The 16,441-nt window shown below is 67.7% G+C and carries 16 protein-coding genes; 12 read left to right on the top strand and 4 right to left on the bottom strand.

Annotated elements, in window-relative coordinates:
* Positions 1 to 32 precede the first annotated feature (32 nt).
* Together GD429_RS17010 and GD429_RS17005 are read left to right on the top strand one after the other, a co-directional pair.
* Positions 33 to 989 (top strand): alpha/beta hydrolase, encoded by a 957-nt coding sequence (locus GD429_RS17010; protein WP_152858132.1) that lies wholly within the window; start codon positions 33 to 35, stop codon positions 987 to 989.
* Positions 990 to 1,011: 22 nt separating this feature from the next.
* Positions 1,012 to 2,208, top strand: coding sequence for a TauD/TfdA family dioxygenase (locus GD429_RS17005; RefSeq protein WP_152858130.1), 1,197 nt, complete (start codon positions 1,012 to 1,014; stop codon positions 2,206 to 2,208).
* 203 nt (positions 2,209 to 2,411) lie between these two features.
* Here GD429_RS17005 and GD429_RS17000 read toward each other — a convergent pair whose 3' ends face one another.
* The 3 genes from GD429_RS17000 to GD429_RS16990 form a co-directional block, all read right to left on the bottom strand.
* Positions 2,412 to 2,714, bottom strand: coding sequence for a DUF4148 domain-containing protein (locus GD429_RS17000; RefSeq protein ID WP_096473632.1), 303 nt, complete (start codon positions 2,712 to 2,714; stop codon positions 2,412 to 2,414).
* Between the two features lie 214 nt (positions 2,715 to 2,928).
* Positions 2,929 to 3,915, bottom strand: a complete 987-nt coding sequence (locus tag GD429_RS16995) for an oxidoreductase (RefSeq protein ID WP_152858128.1) — start codon at positions 3,913 to 3,915, stop codon at positions 2,929 to 2,931.
* Positions 3,916 to 4,081: 166 nt separating this feature from the next.
* Positions 4,082 to 4,372 (bottom strand): DUF3331 domain-containing protein, encoded by a 291-nt coding sequence (locus GD429_RS16990; RefSeq protein ID WP_152858126.1) that lies wholly within the window; start codon positions 4,370 to 4,372, stop codon positions 4,082 to 4,084.
* Between the two features lie 663 nt (positions 4,373 to 5,035).
* Between GD429_RS16990 and GD429_RS16985 the strand changes: the two genes are divergently transcribed.
* From GD429_RS16985 to GD429_RS16945, 9 genes are all read left to right on the top strand, one after another.
* The gene (locus GD429_RS16985) at positions 5,036 to 5,800 is read left to right on the top strand and encodes an SDR family oxidoreductase (protein WP_152858124.1); all 765 of its coding nucleotides are present in this window, start codon (positions 5,036 to 5,038) and stop codon (positions 5,798 to 5,800) included.
* Between the two features lie 71 nt (positions 5,801 to 5,871).
* Positions 5,872 to 6,714: an ureidoglycolate lyase gene (locus GD429_RS16980; RefSeq protein WP_152858122.1), complete on the top strand. Its 843-nt coding sequence runs from the start codon at positions 5,872 to 5,874 to the stop codon at positions 6,712 to 6,714.
* A 23-nt stretch (positions 6,715 to 6,737) separates the two neighbouring features.
* Positions 6,738 to 8,015: an L-fuconate dehydratase gene (locus tag GD429_RS16975; RefSeq protein WP_152858120.1), complete on the top strand. Its 1,278-nt coding sequence runs from the start codon at positions 6,738 to 6,740 to the stop codon at positions 8,013 to 8,015.
* Between the two features lie 67 nt (positions 8,016 to 8,082).
* Entirely contained in the window at positions 8,083 to 8,859 is a 777-nt protein-coding gene (locus tag GD429_RS16970; RefSeq protein WP_321574665.1) for an SDR family oxidoreductase, read from the top strand.
* 21 nt (positions 8,860 to 8,880) lie between these two features.
* Positions 8,881 to 10,419, top strand: coding sequence for a sugar ABC transporter ATP-binding protein (locus GD429_RS16965; RefSeq protein ID WP_152858118.1), 1,539 nt, complete (start codon positions 8,881 to 8,883; stop codon positions 10,417 to 10,419).
* Positions 10,420 to 10,438: 19 nt separating this feature from the next.
* Positions 10,439 to 11,476, top strand: a complete 1,038-nt coding sequence (locus GD429_RS16960) for an ABC transporter permease (RefSeq protein ID WP_152858116.1) — start codon at positions 10,439 to 10,441, stop codon at positions 11,474 to 11,476.
* Positions 11,477 to 11,546: 70 nt separating this feature from the next.
* Positions 11,547 to 12,488: an ABC transporter substrate-binding protein gene (locus GD429_RS16955; protein WP_047902564.1), complete on the top strand. Its 942-nt coding sequence runs from the start codon at positions 11,547 to 11,549 to the stop codon at positions 12,486 to 12,488.
* 85 nt (positions 12,489 to 12,573) lie between these two features.
* Positions 12,574 to 13,464 carry an amidohydrolase family protein gene (locus GD429_RS16950; protein ID WP_152858114.1) on the top strand — a complete coding sequence of 297 codons (891 nt, stop codon included), beginning with the start codon at positions 12,574 to 12,576 and terminating at the stop codon, positions 13,462 to 13,464.
* A gap of 68 nt (positions 13,465 to 13,532) precedes the next feature.
* Positions 13,533 to 14,294, top strand: coding sequence for a FadR/GntR family transcriptional regulator (locus GD429_RS16945; RefSeq protein WP_152858112.1), 762 nt, complete (start codon positions 13,533 to 13,535; stop codon positions 14,292 to 14,294).
* Positions 14,295 to 14,325: 31 nt separating this feature from the next.
* Here GD429_RS16945 and GD429_RS16940 read toward each other — a convergent pair whose 3' ends face one another.
* Entirely contained in the window at positions 14,326 to 15,567 is a 1,242-nt protein-coding gene (locus tag GD429_RS16940) for an NAD(P)/FAD-dependent oxidoreductase (protein WP_152858110.1), read from the bottom strand.
* Between the two features lie 149 nt (positions 15,568 to 15,716).
* On the opposite strand from GD429_RS16940, the gene GD429_RS16935 reads away from it, so the two are divergent.
* Positions 15,717 to 15,926, top strand: coding sequence for a hypothetical protein (locus GD429_RS16935; protein WP_152858108.1), 210 nt, complete (start codon positions 15,717 to 15,719; stop codon positions 15,924 to 15,926).
* Positions 15,927 to 16,441 lie beyond the last annotated feature (515 nt).

The raw sequence follows: 16,441 nt of genomic DNA, 5'->3' as shown, positions 1-16,441 counted from the left end.
CGCCGTCAATCTTCATTCGCGGAGCGCACTCGATGCTCGAACCGGAAATCGCAGCGTTCGTCGCAGCCGTCGACGCGTGGTATCCGGCCGATGCGGCGGCGCGCTCGCCCGACGAGCAGCGCCGCCTCTACGACCGCTTCGCGGCCGAATGGACGCCGGCGGCTCTGCCGGCCGGCATCGTGCAGCAGGATGCCGTGTGGCACGCACCGGACGGACGCACGATCGCACTGCGGCGCTACACGGCGGCGCACGGCAAGCCGCGCGGCACGGCGCTGTTTTTTCATGGCGGCGGCTTCGTCGTCGGATCGCTCGACAGTCATGCGCTGATCACTGCACAACTGGCGGCCGACACGGGGCTCGACGTGATCGCGGTCGACTACCGGCTGGCGCCCGAACACCGCGCACCGGCCGCGCTTGACGATTGCCTCGCGGTCACGCGCGCCGCATCCGATGCGCGTTGGCCGTTCGGTCCGTGCGTGCATCCGCTGACGCTCGCGGGTGACAGCGCGGGCGGCATGCTCGCGGCGGCCGTCGCGACCGCGCTGCGCGATGCGGGCGAAGGCGGCGTCGACGGTATCGCGCTCGTTTATCCGATGCTCGGGTTCGAACCGCAATCGCCCGCGCGCGAGACGGAAGCGCACGCGCCGATGCTGACGCTCGACGACGTTCGTCGCTATCGCGCGCTGTACTGGGAAGGCGGCCTGTCCGACGCACTGACGGAAGGCGACCCGCTGCTGCGCGCGTCGGTGCCGCTCGCGGCTTCGCGTTTCGACGGCCTGCCGCCCGTGCTCGCGATCGGCGCGGAACACGATCCGCTGCGCGACGATGCGCGCGTATATGTCGAACGGATTCGCGCGGCAGGCGGGGCTGCGCACTACTGGATGGGAGAAGGGCTGGTGCACGGCTGCTGGCGCGCGCTCGGGACGAGCCCGCAGGCGGCGCGGATGCACCGGACGGTCGGCGGGTTTCTGCTCGCACCACACGCGTAGCGGGCGTTTCCGGGAGGCAACGATGCAGGCAGCGCAACACCGTATCGAGGACTGGCGGACGTTTTCCGCCGACGCGGCCATTGCCGCGGTAGCAATCGGTGACGGAGCGGTGGACGTCGAGTGGAGCGACACGCGACGATCGCCGTTCCATTTCGACTGGCTGCGCGACAACTGCGCATGTGCCGCGTGCGTGCATGCGGTCACACGCGAACAGGTGTTCGAGATTGCCGATGCGCGCGAGGACCTGTCGGCGCTTACCGTGCACGTCGAAACCGACGGCGCGCTGCATGTCGAGTGGAACGACGGGCATCGCAGCGCGTGGTCGCCGGGCTGGTTGCGCGCGCATGCATATGACGACGCGTCGCGCGCGGAGCGCCAGGCCGCGCACGGGCGGCACGTGTGGGCCGGCGACGATGCGACGGCGATCGGCGTGTTCGCGTGGCGCGACGTGATGGAGGACGACGGCGCATTGCTCGCGTGGCTCGCCGCGTTGCAGCGCACGGGGTTGACGCTGGTCGAAGGCGTGCCGGCCGAGCGCGGCCGCGTCGACGAGATCGCGCGCCGCGTCGGCCTGATCCGCGAGAGCAATTTCGGCGTGCTGTTCGATGTCGAATCGAAGCCGCGCCCGGACAGCAATGCGTATACGTCGCTCAACCTGCCGCCGCATACCGATCTGCCGACGCGCGAGTTGCAGCCGGGCGTGCAGTTCCTGCATTGCCTCGCGAACGACGCGACGGGCGGCGACAGCGTATTCCTCGACGGCTTCGCGCTCGCGGACGCGCTGCGGCGCGAGCATCCGGCCGATTTCGAGCAACTCGCGTCGACGCCGTTCGAGTTCTGGAACAAGAGTGCGAACAGCGACTACCGTTGTTCGGCGCCGGTGATCGGGCTCGATGCGCGCGGCAACGTGACCGAGGTGCGTGTCGCGAACTTCCTGCGTGGGCCGCTCGATGCGCCGGCCGGATCGGTCGCGGCCGTCTATCGCGCGTATCGGCGGTTTCTCGCGCTCGCGCGCGAGCCGCGCTTTCGCGTGCAGCGACGGCTGCGGGCGGGCGACATGTGGGCGTTCGACAACCGGCGTGTGCTGCATGCGCGCACCGAGTTCGATCCGTCGACCGGCCGCCGGCATCTGCAGGGCTGCTACGTCGATCGCGACGAACTGCTGTCGCGGTGGCGTGTGCTGTCGCGTTCGGCGCCTGCCGCGGCCGCGCCGCGCTGACCGGCGGCGCACGCGGCTTCATCTTGCATACACGCATGCCTCGCAGACGAAAAAGCGCCCGGCCGCAAAGCGCCCGGGCGAAGCCACCCGCTGCCGGGCGGCGGAGGTATGCGTTTCATAAAAACAAGACGAGCCCCGCGAAGGGGCTCGTCCGGATACGGCTTCATCGCGCGACGCGCGGCGCCCGCCGGGGGCGCATCGGCTTACTGGCCGAAGAAGATCGAATCGCGCGCGTTCGACGACGCTGCGGCAGCCGGGGCGCCCGAGTGGACGAGCGGGGCCGGCTGCGCGCCGTAGCCGCTGGCGTCGGCGCCATGAACGCGCGCTTCGGCGCTCTGGATGTCGTTCGGGTAGTACGGGCTCGACACGCCCGGCTTGTAGCCGGCTTGTTCGAGCTGGACCAGTTCGTTCTTCACTTGCGCGCGGGTCACGGTGCTTTGGGCGAATGCGCCGAACGAAGCGGACAGGGCGACAGCGGCAACGACTGCGGAAACGAGCGATTTCATGATGACCTCCGGTGTTTTATTGAGTTCGCTGTCGACACCATGTCTTGAGCGATTGACCAAATCTTAGTCACCGGATGGTCGAGGGTAAACGCTGATTTTGACGATAAATTGTTTTCTGGGCGGTAACAATGGTGCGCCGAATCAGTCTTTCAACTTGCTTTCTTTTCGGTTGTTGCAATAAGTATGAAGAATATTGCGGATGGCGGCGCGCGGTTCAGCGCGCCTCGGCCGCCGTGTCGAACGGCCGGCCAGGCGAGCGCCCGGCCGGCGCGCCCGAGCTGAGGAACCGCACGCCGGTCACGGCTTCCGATGCTTCCCACAGCAGCGCCGCCGAAGCCACGTCGCGCGCCGCGCGCGGCACGCTCGCGGGCGCCGGCAGCCCGCGCGATTCGAACCAGCCGGACGGCCCGATATACGCACCGCCCGCGAGATCGGGCGACGTCGCCGCGTGGATCGCGGGCAGCGCGCCCTGGTCGGCCGGCTGCGCGAGATAACGGTTCGCGGCACGCATCAGCGCGGCGCGGGCGGGCGAGCTGTCCATCGCCGGGCCCGCGAACTGCAGGTTGGTCGCCGCATAGCCGGGATGCGCGGCGACGCTGATCCCGGCGAACGCGGTGCGCTCGAAGCGGCGCTGCAGTTCGATCGCGAACACGAGGTTCGCGAGCTTGCTGTCGCAATAGGCGAGATAGCGGTTGTAGCGGTGCTCGGCGCGCAGGTCGTCGACGCGAATCCGGCCGCCGCGATTGAAGCCGCTCGACATCGTCACGACGCGTGCACGCCGCGCGGCGCGCAGCGCGGGCAGCAGATGGCCGGTCAGCGCGAAATGGCCGAGGTGGTTGGTGCCGAACTGCATCTCGAAACCGTCGCGCGTGTGCCGCAGCGGCAGGAACATCACGCCGGCGTTGTTGCAGAGGATGTCGACGCGGCCGTGGCGTTCGGCCACGTTAGCCGCGAAGCGTTCGATCGACGCGAGATCGGCGAGGTCGAGTGCATCGGCTTCGACGCGCGCATCGGGATGGAGCCGGCGGATCGCATCGGCGGCCTGTGCGGCGCGCGCGGCGTCGCGGCAGCCCATCACGACCGTCGCGCCTTTCGCGGCCAGCGTTTCCGCGATCTGCCAGCCGAGGCCGCTGTTGGCGCCGGTCACGACCGCGACCTTGCCGCCCTGCGCCGGGACGTGGCGCGCGCTCCATGCATGCATGTCTGCCTCCATCGGCGCGACCGGTCGGCCGCGGCACGTAATCGTTACATTGAGTGGTGTAACGATAGTGCGCGCGAGCGTGGCAGACAAGCGGGGGAATAGACCGGTGCTTCTAGGGCCGGCGCGCGGCGTGGCGCAGCGGGCCGCGGCACGCGGTCGGCGGGATTTACCTGCTCCCGGCGAGGGCGAGCACTTCGGCGGCGGAGATCATCGCGGCCGCGTTCGCGGGCGCCGGGCGTTCGGCCGGGCGGAACACTTCGTCGCCGCGATGGATGACCTGGCGCGACAGTGCGCAGGTGCCGGTGCGTTGCGCGAAGCGGCGGCGCCAGCGCTGTTCGCCGTAGTGACAGCGGCCGGGTTCGACCCAGCGGACGACGAGCAGCGTATCGGACTGTTCGAGGATTTCGACGTGGACGTCGGCGGGATCGAGCGCAGGCAGGGAATTGGAGGCCTTCATTTGCCGTTTCCTAAAGCTCGTGCGGTTTCGGCCGTGGCAGTGGATGTCACTACCCGATGGCGAATCCGTAGCGGTTTCCATGAGTGGTGCGCTAAATGTAAGCGTCTGTGACCGGAAAAAACATCCTGTCTGGCTCAAATTACCTTTTGCCGAATTAGAAACAATCCCCGCTCATTTTCTTGGGATCCACGGACAAAAACGCCCCGGACGGAAAGTCCGGGGCGGGAAATCGGCCCGCGCGCCGTGTCTGCTCGCCCAGTCACGGAGTACATCGCCGGGGGACGGAGTGCCCGCAGGGATCGAACGCGGGCGGGGTGGCGATGTACCGGAAGCGCGGTCCGGCAACGCCATGATGGCGCGCGCATCCCGTTAAGACCCTGACGTGTACATGACTTTTTTGTCAGTTTGGCGCGGCAGCCGCGCCGCGCGTGCGCGAAAAACCGGCTGAGAGGCCTGCCGGCATTGGGTTTGAGCGAATCCGCAAGCGCACTGCCATGGCCGGTCGAGCGCCGGATTCCTGTCCACCCGCCGGATTTACCTGCTCGGGTAAATACTGAATCCCAAATTCGTGACAAACGGGCGATCACTTCCTATCATTGGTTGGACCTTTAGTCCTTTGTGCCAATCGGCCGACTGGTGGCCGGCTTTTCGGGAGACGTGCTCATGAGATTGCAGGGCAAGCGTGCGCTGGTGACGGCGGCCGGGCAGGGCATCGGCCGCGCGACCGCGCTGCGGTTCGCAAGCGAGGGCGCCGACGTGCTGGCGACCGACATCAATGAAGCCGCGCTTGCGCGGCTCGCGGCCGACGCCGAACGCGCGGGCGGCCGGCTGACCACGCGGCGGCTCGACGTCACCGATGCGAACGACGTCGCGGCGCTCGCCGCGAGCGAACGCGCGTTCGGCGTGCTGTTCAACTGCGCGGGCTACGTGCATCACGGCTCGATCCTCGACTGCGACGACGACGCGTGGGCGTTCTCGTTGAACCTGAACGTCACGTCGATGTACCGGCTGATCCGCGCGCTGCTGCCCGCGATGCTCGCGGCGGACGGCGCATCGATCGTCAACATGTCGTCGGCCGCGTCGAGCGTGAAGGGCGTGCCGAATCGCTTCGTGTACGGCACCACCAAGGCGGCCGTGATCGGGCTGACCAAGGCGGTGGCCGCCGATTTTGTCGGTCAAGGCATTCGTTGCAACGCGATCTGCCCCGGCACGGTCGAGTCGCCTTCGCTCGAGGCCCGTATCGCCGAGCAGGCGCGGACGCAGAACACGACCATCGACGCGGTGCGCGCCGCCTTTGTCGCGCGTCAGCCGATGGGGCGCGTCGGTACGGCGGACGAGATCGCCGCGCTGGCAACCTATCTGGCATCCGACGAGTCCGCATTTACCACCGGCGCCATTCACCTGATCGACGGCGGCTGGTCGAACTGACCGTGTCTAACCGACCGTGTCGAACTAACCGCGCCTTCCCATTCACGTTCCGTTTCCATTCAGACAACCCCATGAAACTGCTGAGATTTGGCGACAAAAACCATGAAAAACCGGGCCTGCTCGATGCGCAGGGCCATATCCGCGACCTGTCCGGCGTGATCGACGACATCGCGGGCGACGCGCTGTCGCCGGCCTCGCTCGCGCGGCTGCGCGACATTCCGCCGTCATCGCTGCCGCTCGTCGAAGGCACGCCGCGGCTCGGCGCGTGCGTCGGCCGCGTCGGCAAGTTCATCTGCATCGGGCTCAACTATTCCGATCACGCGGCCGAATCGGGGATGGAGGTGCCGAAGGAGCCCGTTGTGTTCGGCAAGTGGACGAGTGCGATCTCGGGGCCGAACGACGACGTCGAGATTCCGCGCGGCTCGGAGAAGACCGACTGGGAAGTTGAGCTCGGCGTGGTGATCGGCCGGGGCGGTCGTTATATCGACGAAGCCGACGCGCTGTCGCATGTCGCCGGCTACTGCGTCGTGAACGACGTGTCTGAGCGCGAATACCAGCTCGAACGCGGCGGCACGTGGGACAAGGGCAAGGGCAACGACACGTTCGGCCCGCTCGGCCCGTGGCTCGTGACGGCCGACGAAGTGCCCGATCCGCACGCGCTGCGGCTGTGGCTCGACGTCGACGGCCACCGCTACCAGAACGGCTCGACCGCGACGATGGTGTTCCGCGTGCCGCACCTGATCAGCTACCTGAGCCGCTTCATGAGCCTGCAGCCGGGCGACGTGATCTCGACCGGCACGCCGCCGGGCGTCGGCCTCGGGCAGAAGCCGCCCGTCTATCTGCGCGCCGGGCAGGTGATCACGCTCGGCATCGACGGGCTCGGCGAGCAGCGCCAGCGCACCGTGCAGGCCTGATTTCCTTTAACGGACGGTTCGTCATGCCTATCATTCGATCGATGCGCGTCCTCGACGTGCGCTTTCCGACCTCGCGCCAGCTCGACGGCTCCGATGCGATGAATCCGGACCCCGATTATTCGGCGGCCTACGTCGTGCTCGAAACCGATCGCGACGGGCTCGAAGGTCACGGGCTCACGTTCACCATCGGGCGCGGCAACGAAATCTGCTGCGCGGCGATCGACGCGATGCGCCACCTCGTCGTCGGCCTCGACCTCGACTGGATTCGCGAGGACATGGGCCGCTTCTGGCGGCACGTCACGTCGGACAGCCAGTTGCGCTGGATCGGCCCCGACAAGGGCGCGATCCACCTGGCGACGGGCGCCGTCGTCAACGCGGTGTGGGATCTGTGGGCGAAGGCGGTCGGCAAGCCGCTGTGGCGGCTCGTCGCCGACATGAGCCCCGAGGAGCTGGTGCGCGCGATCGACTTCCGCTACCTGACCGACTGCCTGACGCCGGACGAAGCGCTCGACCTGCTGCGCCGGCAGGCGCCCGGCAAGGCCGCGCGGATCGCGACGCTGGAGCGCGACGGCTACCCGTGCTACACGACGTCGGCCGGCTGGCTCGGCTACAGCGACGACAAGCTGCGCCGGCTGTGCCACGAAGCGGTGGAAGCGGGGTTCGACTACGTGAAGCTGAAGGTCGGCGCGAACCTCGAGGACGACATCCGCCGCGTGACGATCGCGCGCGAGGTGATCGGCCCGGATCGCAAGCTGATGATCGACGCGAACCAGGTGTGGGAAGTCGACGAGGCGATCGACTGGGTGCGCGAGCTCGCGTTCGCGCGGCCGTGGTTCATCGAGGAGCCGACGAGCCCCGACGACGTCGAAGGACATCGCAAGATCCGCAAGGCGATCGCACCCGTGCAGGTCGCGACCGGCGAGATGTGCCAGAACCGCGTGCTGTTCAAGCAGTTCATCGCGCGCGGCGCGATCGACGTCGTGCAGATCGACGCATGCCGGCTCGGCGGCGTGAACGAGATTCTCGCGGTGATGCTGATGGCCGCGAAGTACGGGCTGCCCGTGTGCCCGCATGCGGGCGGCGTCGGGCTGTGCGAATACGTGCAGCACCTGTCGATGATCGACTACGTGTGCATTTCCGGCACGAAGGAAGGGCGCGTGACCGAATACGTCGATCACCTGCACGAGCATTTCGTCGAGCCGTGCGTGGTGCGCGGCGCGGCATACATGCCGCCGACGGCGCCCGGTTTCTCGATCGAGATGAAGCCCGAATCGCTGGAGCAGTACCTGTTCCGCGGCTGAAGTACGGCGACGCACGCCGCACGACGCGCGTCGTGCGCGGCGACAACATGAACGACGGAGACGCGAAGTGGATTTGAACCTGCAAGACAAGGTCGTGATCGTGACCGGCGGTGCATCGGGCATCGGCGCCGCGATCTCGATGCGGCTCGCCGGCGAAGGTGCGATTCCGGTGGTGTTCGCGCGCCACACGCCCGACGACGCGTTCTGGCGCGAGCTTGTACAGAAGCAGCCGCGCGCCGAATGCGTGTCGGTCGAGCTGCAGGACGATACGCAATGCCGCGATGCGGTCGCGCGGACCGTCGCGCGCTTCGGCCGCATCGACGGCCTCGTCAACAACGCGGGCATCAACGACAGCATCGGCCTCGACGCCGGGCGCGACGCGTTCGTCGCATCGCTCGAGCGCAATCTGATCCACTACTACGTGATGGCGCACTACTGCGTGCCGCACCTGAAGGCGGCGCGCGGCGCGATCGTCAACATCTCGTCGAAGACGGCCGTCACCGGGCAGGGCAACACGAGCGGCTATTGCGCGTCGAAGGGCGCGCAGCTCGCGTTGACGCGCGAATGGGCCGTCGCGTTGCGCGACGACGGCGTGCGCGTGAACGCGGTGATCCCGGCCGAGGTGATGACGCCGCTTTACAGGAACTGGCTCGCCGGTTTCGACGATCCCGATGCGAAGCTCGCCGAAATCGCCGGCAAGGTGCCGCTCGGCAAGCGCTTCACGACGGCCGACGAGATCGCCGACACGACCGTGTTCCTGCTGTCGGATCGCGCATCGCACACGACGGGCCAGTGGCTGTTCGTCGATGGCGGTTATACGCATCTCGACCGCGCGATCGGCTGAATGCACCGGAACCCCGACCCCATGCAACCCGACCCGAACCTGAACGCCGCGCCGCCGCTGATTGCGTTGAGCGGCATCGGCAAGCGCTTTCCGGGCGTGCAGGCGCTCGACGACTGCCGTTTCGACCTGCGTGCCGGCGAAGTGCATGCGCTGATGGGCGAGAACGGCGCCGGCAAATCGACGCTGATGAAGATCCTCGCCGGCGTGTACCAGCGCGACGAAGGCGAGATCCGGATGGATGGCCGCGCGGTGGAGATCGCCGATCCGCGCGCCGCGCAGGCGCTCGGGATCGGCATCATCCATCAGGAACTGAACCTGATGAACCACCTGAGCGTCGCGCAGAACATCTTCATCGGCCGCGAGCCGCGCGGTCGCTTCGGCGTGTTCGTCGACGAAGACAAATTGAACCGCGACGCGGCCGCGATCTTCCAGCGGATGCGGCTCGATCTCGACCCGCGTACGCCGGTCGGCAGGCTGACGGTCGCGAAGCAGCAGATGGTCGAGATCGCGAAGGCGCTGTCGTTCGACTCGCGCGTGCTGATCATGGACGAGCCGACCGCCGCGCTCAACAACGCGGAGATCGCCGAGCTGTTCCGCATCATCCGAGATTTGCGCGCGCACGGCGTCGGTATCGTCTACATCTCGCACAAGATGGACGAGCTGCGCCAGATCGCCGATCGCGTGACCGTGATGCGCGACGGCAAGTACGTCGCGACCGTGCCGATGGCGGAAACGTCGATGGACGCGATCATCGCGATGATGGTCGGCCGCCAGCTCGATACGGAGCACCGCACGCCGCCCGATACGTCCGCGAACGACGTCGCGCTCGAAGTGCGCGGGCTGTCGCGCGGCCGCGCGATCCGCGATGTCGGCTTCACGCTGCGGCGCGGCGAGATCCTCGGTTTCGCGGGGCTGATGGGCGCGGGCCGCACCGAGGTCGCGCGCGCGGTGTTCGGTGCGGACCCGGTCGACGCGGGCGAGATCCGCGTGCACGGCAAGACCGTGACGATCCACACGCCGGCCGACGCGGTCGCGCACGGAATCGGCTACCTGTCCGAGGATCGCAAGCACTTCGGGCTCGCGGTCGGGATGGACGTGCAGAACAACATCGCGCTGTCGAGCATGCGCCGCTTCGTGCGCCGCGGCTTGTTTCTCGATGCGCGCGAGATGCGCGACACCGCGCAGGCGTACGTGCGGCAGCTCGCGATCCGCACGCCGTCGGTCGCGCAGCCCGCACGGCTGCTGTCGGGCGGCAACCAGCAGAAGATCGTCATTGCGAAGTGGCTGCTGCGCGACTGCGACATCCTGTTCTTCGACGAGCCGACGCGCGGCATCGACGTCGGCGCGAAAAGCGAGATCTACAAGCTGCTCGACGCGCTCGCCGCCGACGGCAAGGCGATCGTGATGATCTCGTCGGAACTGCCCGAGGTGCTGCGCATGAGCCACCGGATTCTCGTGATGTGCGAAGGCCGCGTTACCGGCGAATTGCGCGCGGCCGACGCCACGCAGGAAAAGATCATGCAGCTCGCGACGCAACGCGAGTCGACCGTATTGTCCTGATTCAGACGCTTACCCGATCATGTCCAACGATACGCATCCCGTTCCGCCCCTCGCTTCCGGCGATTCGCCGGCCGGCGCATCCGGCTTCCGCGCCCGCTTCTTCAACCCGGCCGCGCGGCAGAAGCTGCTCGCGTTCGCGAGCCTCGTGCTGCTGATCGTGTTCTTCAGCATCGCGTCGCCGAACTTCCTCGAAGTCGACAACCTCGTCACGATCCTGCAGGCCACCGCCGTGAACGGCGTGCTGGCCGTCGCCTGTACCTACGTGATCATCACGTCGGGCATCGACCTGTCGGTCGGCACGCTGATGACGTTCTGCGCGGTGATGGCCGGCGTCGTGCTGACGAAGTGGGGGATGCCGCTGCCGCTCGGAATCCTGGCCGCGCTGCTGTTCGGCGCGCTGTCGGGCTGCGTGTCGGGCTTCGTGATCGCGAAGATGAAGGTGCCGCCGTTCATCGCGACGCTCGGCATGATGATGCTGCTCAAGGGCCTGTCGCTCGTGATCTCGGGCACGCGGCCGATCTACTTCAACGACACGCCGGGCTTCACGTCGATCGCGCAGGATTCGCTGATCGGCAACCTGATCCCCGCGCTGCCGATCCCGAACGCGGTGCTGATCCTGTTTCTCGTCGCGGTCGGCGCATCGATCGTGCTGAACCGGACGATCTTCGGCCGCTATACGTTCGCGCTCGGCAGCAACGAGGAAGCGCTGCGGTTGTCCGGCGTGAACGTCGACGCGTGGAAGATCGCGGTCTACACGTTCAGCGGCGCGGTGTGCGGGATCGCCGGGCTGCTGATCGCGTCGCGGCTGAATTCCGCGCAGCCCGCGCTCGGGCAGGGCTACGAGCTCGACGCGATCGCGGCCGTCGTGATCGGCGGCACGTCGCTGTCGGGCGGCGCGGGCAGCATCGTCGGCACCATCATCGGCGCGTTCATCATGAGCGTGCTGACCAACGGCCTGCGCATCATGTCGGTCGCGCAGGAATGGCAGACGGTCGTGACGGGCGTGATCATCATCCTCGCCGTCTACGTCGACATCCTGCGCCGGCGGCGCCGTTGACGCGCGCATGCATCCGCTTCACCGCCGGCATGGCCGGCATCCCAGCAGATACCAACCAAGGAGACGCGAAGTGATCAGGAGCAAGGTGTTGAACGCGATCGTCGGGCTGACGTTCGCCGTCGGCGTCACGGCCGGCGCGCAGGCGCAGGAAACCTACATCCCGTTGATCTCGAAGGGCTTCCAGCATCAGTTCTGGCAGGCCGTGAAATCGGGCGCGATGCAGGCCGCGAAGGACTACAAGGTGAAGGTGACGTTCGAAGGCCCCGAAACCGAGGCGATGGTCGACAAGCAGATCGACATGCTGTCCGCCGCGATCGCCAAGAAGCCGGCCGCGCTCGGCTTCGCGGCGCTCGACAGCAAGGCTGCGCTGCCGCTGCTGAAGAAGGCGCAGGCCGAGAAGATCCCGGTGATCGCGTTCGACTCGGGCGTCGACAGCGACATCCCGGTGACGACGGCCTCGACCAACAACAAGGCCGCCGCATCGCTCGCCGCCGACAAGCTCGCCGCGCTGATCGGCGACGAAGGCGAGGTGGCCGTGGTCGCGCACGACCAGACGAGCCGCACCGGCATCGACCGCCGCGACGGTTTTCTCGAACGCATGAAGGCGGCGCACCCGAAGGTGAAGGTCGTGACCGTGCAGTACGGCGAAGGCGACCAGCTGAAGTCGACCGAGGTGACGAAGTCGATCCTGCAGGCGTATCCGAAGCTCAAGGGGCTGTTCGGTACCAACGAAGGCTCGGCGATCGGCGTGGTCAACGGCGTGCGCGAGATGAAGCGCAAGGTCGTGATCGTCGGCTACGATTCCGGCAAGCAGCAGAAGGACGCGATCCGCAGCGGGCTGATGGCCGGCGCGATCACGCAGAACCCGGTCGGGATCGGCTACAAGACGGTCGAGGCGGCCGTGAAGGCGATCAAGGGCGAGAAGCTGCCGAAGGTCATCGATACCGGTTTCTATTGGTACGACAAGACCAATATCGACGATCCGAAGGTCGCGGCGGCGTTGTACGACTGATCGGCGTGTCATGGCGTCGCCGCACGCGGCGGGTAGCGTGTGCGGCGGCGTGAGTTGTCTTGCCGGAGCGGAACACGAGGACACCATGGGCGCAGTGCGTATCGATTCCCATCAGCACTTCTGGCGTTATCGCGCGGCCGACTATCCGTGGATCGGCACCGGGATGGGCGTGCTCGCGCGCGACTATCTGCCCGACGCGCTGTGGCCGCTGATGCATGCGCAGGCGATCGGCGCGTCGATCGCGGTGCAGGCGCGCGCCGGGCGCGACGAGACGGCGTTCCTGCTCGATCTCGCCCGCGACGACGCGCGCATCGCGGCGGTGGTCGGCTGGGAGGATCTCGGTGCACCGCAGCTTGCCGACCGTATCGCCGAATGGCGCAGCCCGAAGCTGCGCGGCTTTCGTCACCAGGTGCAGGACGAAGCCGACGTCGGCGCCTTCGTCGCGGATACCGGCTTCAATCGCGGCGTCGCGTGGCTGCAGGCGAACGGCTATGTGTACGACGTGCTCGTGTTCGAGCGCCAGTTACCCGACGTGCGCGCATTCTGCGCACGGCACGATGCGCACTGGCTCGTGCTCGACCACGTCGGCAAGCCCGCGCTGGCCGAGTTCGAGCGCGACGAAACCGCGCTGCCGCGCTGGCGCACTGCGCTGCGCGAACTGGGCGCGCTGCCGCACGTCGCGTGCAAGTTGTCGGGGCTCGTGACCGAAGCCGACTGGCGGCGCGGCCTGCGCGCGCAGGACATCCGGCATATCGAGCAGTGCCTCGATGCGGCGCTCGACGCGTTCGGCCCGCAGCGTCTGATGTTCGGGTCGGACTGGCCCGTGTGCCTGCTTGCCGCGTCGTATGACGAAGTGGCGTCGATCGTCGAGCGCTGGGCCGAATCGCGGCTGTCGGCCGCCGAGCGCAACGCGCTGTGGGGCGGCACGGCCGCGCATTGTTATGCGGTGCCGGGCGAGATGAAGCGCGGGATATAAAATAGGCGCGAACGGTCCGCGCGATTCGCCGGACCGTCCGCAACGAAACCGATCACCTGCATCAACGTATGTCCATCCAGCCGATTCAGAACCGCCGCCTTTACCAGCAGATCGCCGACAAGCTCAGTGCGATGATCGAGTCCGGGGATTTTCCGCCGGGCAGCTATCTGCCGCCCGAGCGCGAACTGGCCGAACAGTTCGGCGTGTCGCGCACGTCGGTGCGCGAGGCGCTGATCGCGCTCGAAGTAAGCGGGCTCGTCAGCGTGCGCGTCGGCGACGGCGTGAAGGTGCGCCATCCCGAAACGGTCGCCGCGCCCGAGCCCGAACCCGATGCGAAGGCCGCGCCGTTCACGGTCGTCGAGATCGATCCCGAACTCGGCATCGCGCTCGACCTCGACACCGAAATCCCGCCGTTCGCGCTGTTGCAGGCGCGCCGGCTGATCGAGCCGGAAGCCGCGTCGCTTGCCGCGAAGCACGGTTCGGACGAGCAGATCGAAGGGATCCACGAAGCGTTCCTGCGCAACCAGGACGACAACCGCAGCGGCTCGCTCACGCATCCGGGCGACCGGCTGTTCCATATCCGCATCGCGGAAGCGAGCGACAACCCCGCGTACGCGCTGATGATCAAGCAGTTGCTTGCGCACAAGTACGACCTGATGTTCCAGCGGCTGCAGTCGCTGTACATGCCGAACGACATGCCGCACCGGTCGGAACTGGAGCACCGCGCGATCCTCGACGCGATCCGCGCGCGCGACCCGGAGGCCGCGCGCCGCGCGATGGCCGACCATCTCGACGAAGTGATCCGTATCTTCGGTCGCGCGCTCGACTGAGCGCGTGCGTTGATTTTCTACGCGTTCGGAATCAGAAGCGGTCGGCGCGATAGGGCGCCGGATCGGTAAAGGGCGTCTCGCCCGTCATCATCTCGGCCAGCAGGCGGCCGGTGACGGGGCCGAGCGTCAGCCCGTGATGGTTGTGCCCGAACGAGAACCACAGCCCGCGATGTGCGGGCGCGGGGCCGATCACCGGGCGCATGTCGGGCGTGCACGGCCGGAAGCCGAGCCACGGCTGCGGGTCGAGCCGCTCGCCGAAGCCGAACACGGGGCGTGCAATGCGCTCCGCGCGTTCGAGCTGCACGCCGGTCGGCGGCACGCCGCGCCGCGCGATCTCGACACCGGTCGTCAGCCGCAGCCCGCGCCGCATCGGCGCGATCACGTAGCCGTATTCGCGATCGACGATCGGCGCCGACGGCACGCCGCGCGCGGACGGCGCGTAGTGCATGTGATAACCGCGCTTCTCGCGCAGCGGGATCTTGTAGCCGAACTTGCCGAACACCGTGTCGGACCACGGGCCGAGCGCGACGACGACGGCCGGCGCGGCGGCCATGCCGTCCTGCGTGCCGACCTGCCAGCCGGGCGACAGCGCGTCGAGGCTCGCGGCGTCGCCCGTCAGCAGCGTGCCGCCGCCTTGCACGAAGAGCTGCGCATACGCTTTGACGAGCGCGGACGGATCGACGACGCTTTTCGGATCGAGCCAGTGCAGCGCGCCGCAGAAGCCGGGCGCGAGGCTCGGTTCGTGCGCGAGCAGCGCGGTGGCATCGAGCGGCGTGATGCCGAGCCCGTGGCGGCGCGCGGTGAGGCCGGCTTCGGCCACGCCGCGTTCGAACGCGGCCGGCGTGCGAAACGCTTCGAGCCAGCCGCTCGCGCGCACGAGTTCCCCGGCACCGGCCCGCGCGATCAGCGCGTCGTGCTCGGCGAGGCAGCGCTCGATCAGCGGCAGCATGTCGCGCGACGCTGCTGCGTGACGCAGCGGCGCCGATTCCCACCAGAACCGCGCGAGCCACGGCGCGAACGCGGGCAGCGACGCGCTGTGCCAGTAGAGATCGGTCGAGCGGTTCAGCGCATAGCGCATCAGCGTGAACGGGCTGCGCGGGAACGGATACGGTTCGACCGACGAGCGCTCGATCAGCCCCGCGTTGCCGAAGCTCGTGCCTTCGCCGGGCGCGCCGCGATCGACAAGGGCGACCTTGCGGCCGCGATCCTGCAGGTGCAGCGCGGCGGAGACGCCGACGATGCCTGCGCCGAGAACGATTACGTCGAAATCCATCGGTGGTGGTGAAAGACGGTTGGCGGTGCGCTCATCAACGGTGCGGTGTGCGCGCCCAGGTTGGAGATCGTTCGAACTGCAAGCATACTCGCGGCGGCGTGGGGGGCCAAGGGCAGGGTGCTACGCGACGGGATACGAGCGGGCGTTGCGTGGCGCCTGAGGATCGGCCCGGCGAAGCGAAACTGGAGATTGCACCGGGGCCGGCATTCCACGGTCGCGTGATGATCGAGCGGTCGAAACAGGCCTGCGCGGCGGAGTTGAAGCGTTTCCGCGTGAACGGCAGTGTCTGGATCGCGGCAGACGAGATGCGGACCGGCGTCGACGTGCCGATGACGTGGCGCGAATTGCTGAACGCCTAGCCATGCGCTTGCCGATCGGCTGATGCGGAGGTGGGCCGGCGTCGCCGATCGTTTGCCGGCTGTCGCGCAGTTCTTCCGCAGCACGCACATGCGTCCGGCCGTCTTCGGGCGGGAGGGCGACGATACCATGCTGCTTCATCCCTATTCGATAGCGTGCGACGAGCTGAATTTCTTCATCGGTTATCCGCCGACAGGCGGCAACGCTTGGCACCCCGGATGTGCCGCAAAACGATCTGGCGTACCGCCGGGGAGCGTATGAAGTTTGAGCCGGCCGTGCGCCCAATCCGCTGATCAATTTGCCGACGTCGACACGCGATCGGCGTCGCGTATCACGTTCGCCAGCATCGTCGCCCACAGCGCCGATTCCGCATACTTTCCGACATTTCTCGCGGGTGTTTCCCACTGGTTGATCGCGCGGCTTTGTACCTAAGATGAAGGAATCATGCGCGTGATACGGTGTCATGCGCGCGCATGGTTGAAGGCAGAGGGCAACGCCGGGGGGCAACGCCAGCGGA

The organism is Burkholderia sp. BE17, from assembly GCF_009362305.1.
In the GTDB taxonomy this organism is placed as follows: Bacteria; Pseudomonadota; Gammaproteobacteria; order Burkholderiales; family Burkholderiaceae; genus Burkholderia; species Burkholderia pyrrocinia_C.
The sequence above is the reverse complement of the archived record's forward strand: the minus strand, read 5'-3'. Positions and strand labels throughout refer to the sequence as shown.

Bases quoted from the DNA above. Each gene is read 5' to 3' on its own strand.
- GD429_RS17010 (WP_152858132.1), top strand. From the start codon at position 33: ATGCTCGAACCGGAAATCGCAGCGTTCGTCGCAGCCGTCGACGCGTGG.
- GD429_RS17005 (WP_152858130.1), top strand. From the start codon at position 1,012: ATGCAGGCAGCGCAACACCGTATCGAGGACTGGCGGACGTTTTCCGCC.
- GD429_RS17000 (WP_096473632.1), bottom strand. From the start codon at position 2,714: ATGAAATCGCTCGTTTCCGCAGTCGTTGCCGCTGTCGCCCTGTCCGCT.
- GD429_RS16995 (WP_152858128.1), bottom strand. From the start codon at position 3,915: ATGCATGCATGGAGCGCGCGCCACGTCCCGGCGCAGGGCGGCAAGGTC.
- GD429_RS16990 (WP_152858126.1), bottom strand. From the start codon at position 4,372: ATGAAGGCCTCCAATTCCCTGCCTGCGCTCGATCCCGCCGACGTCCAC.
- GD429_RS16985 (WP_152858124.1), top strand. From the start codon at position 5,036: ATGAGATTGCAGGGCAAGCGTGCGCTGGTGACGGCGGCCGGGCAGGGC.
- GD429_RS16980 (WP_152858122.1), top strand. From the start codon at position 5,872: ATGAAACTGCTGAGATTTGGCGACAAAAACCATGAAAAACCGGGCCTG.
- GD429_RS16975 (WP_152858120.1), top strand. From the start codon at position 6,738: ATGCCTATCATTCGATCGATGCGCGTCCTCGACGTGCGCTTTCCGACC.
- GD429_RS16965 (WP_152858118.1), top strand. From the start codon at position 8,881: ATGCAACCCGACCCGAACCTGAACGCCGCGCCGCCGCTGATTGCGTTG.
- GD429_RS16960 (WP_152858116.1), top strand. From the start codon at position 10,439: ATGTCCAACGATACGCATCCCGTTCCGCCCCTCGCTTCCGGCGATTCG.
- GD429_RS16950 (WP_152858114.1), top strand. From the start codon at position 12,574: ATGGGCGCAGTGCGTATCGATTCCCATCAGCACTTCTGGCGTTATCGC.
- GD429_RS16945 (WP_152858112.1), top strand. From the start codon at position 13,533: ATGTCCATCCAGCCGATTCAGAACCGCCGCCTTTACCAGCAGATCGCC.
- GD429_RS16940 (WP_152858110.1), bottom strand. From the start codon at position 15,567: ATGGATTTCGACGTAATCGTTCTCGGCGCAGGCATCGTCGGCGTCTCC.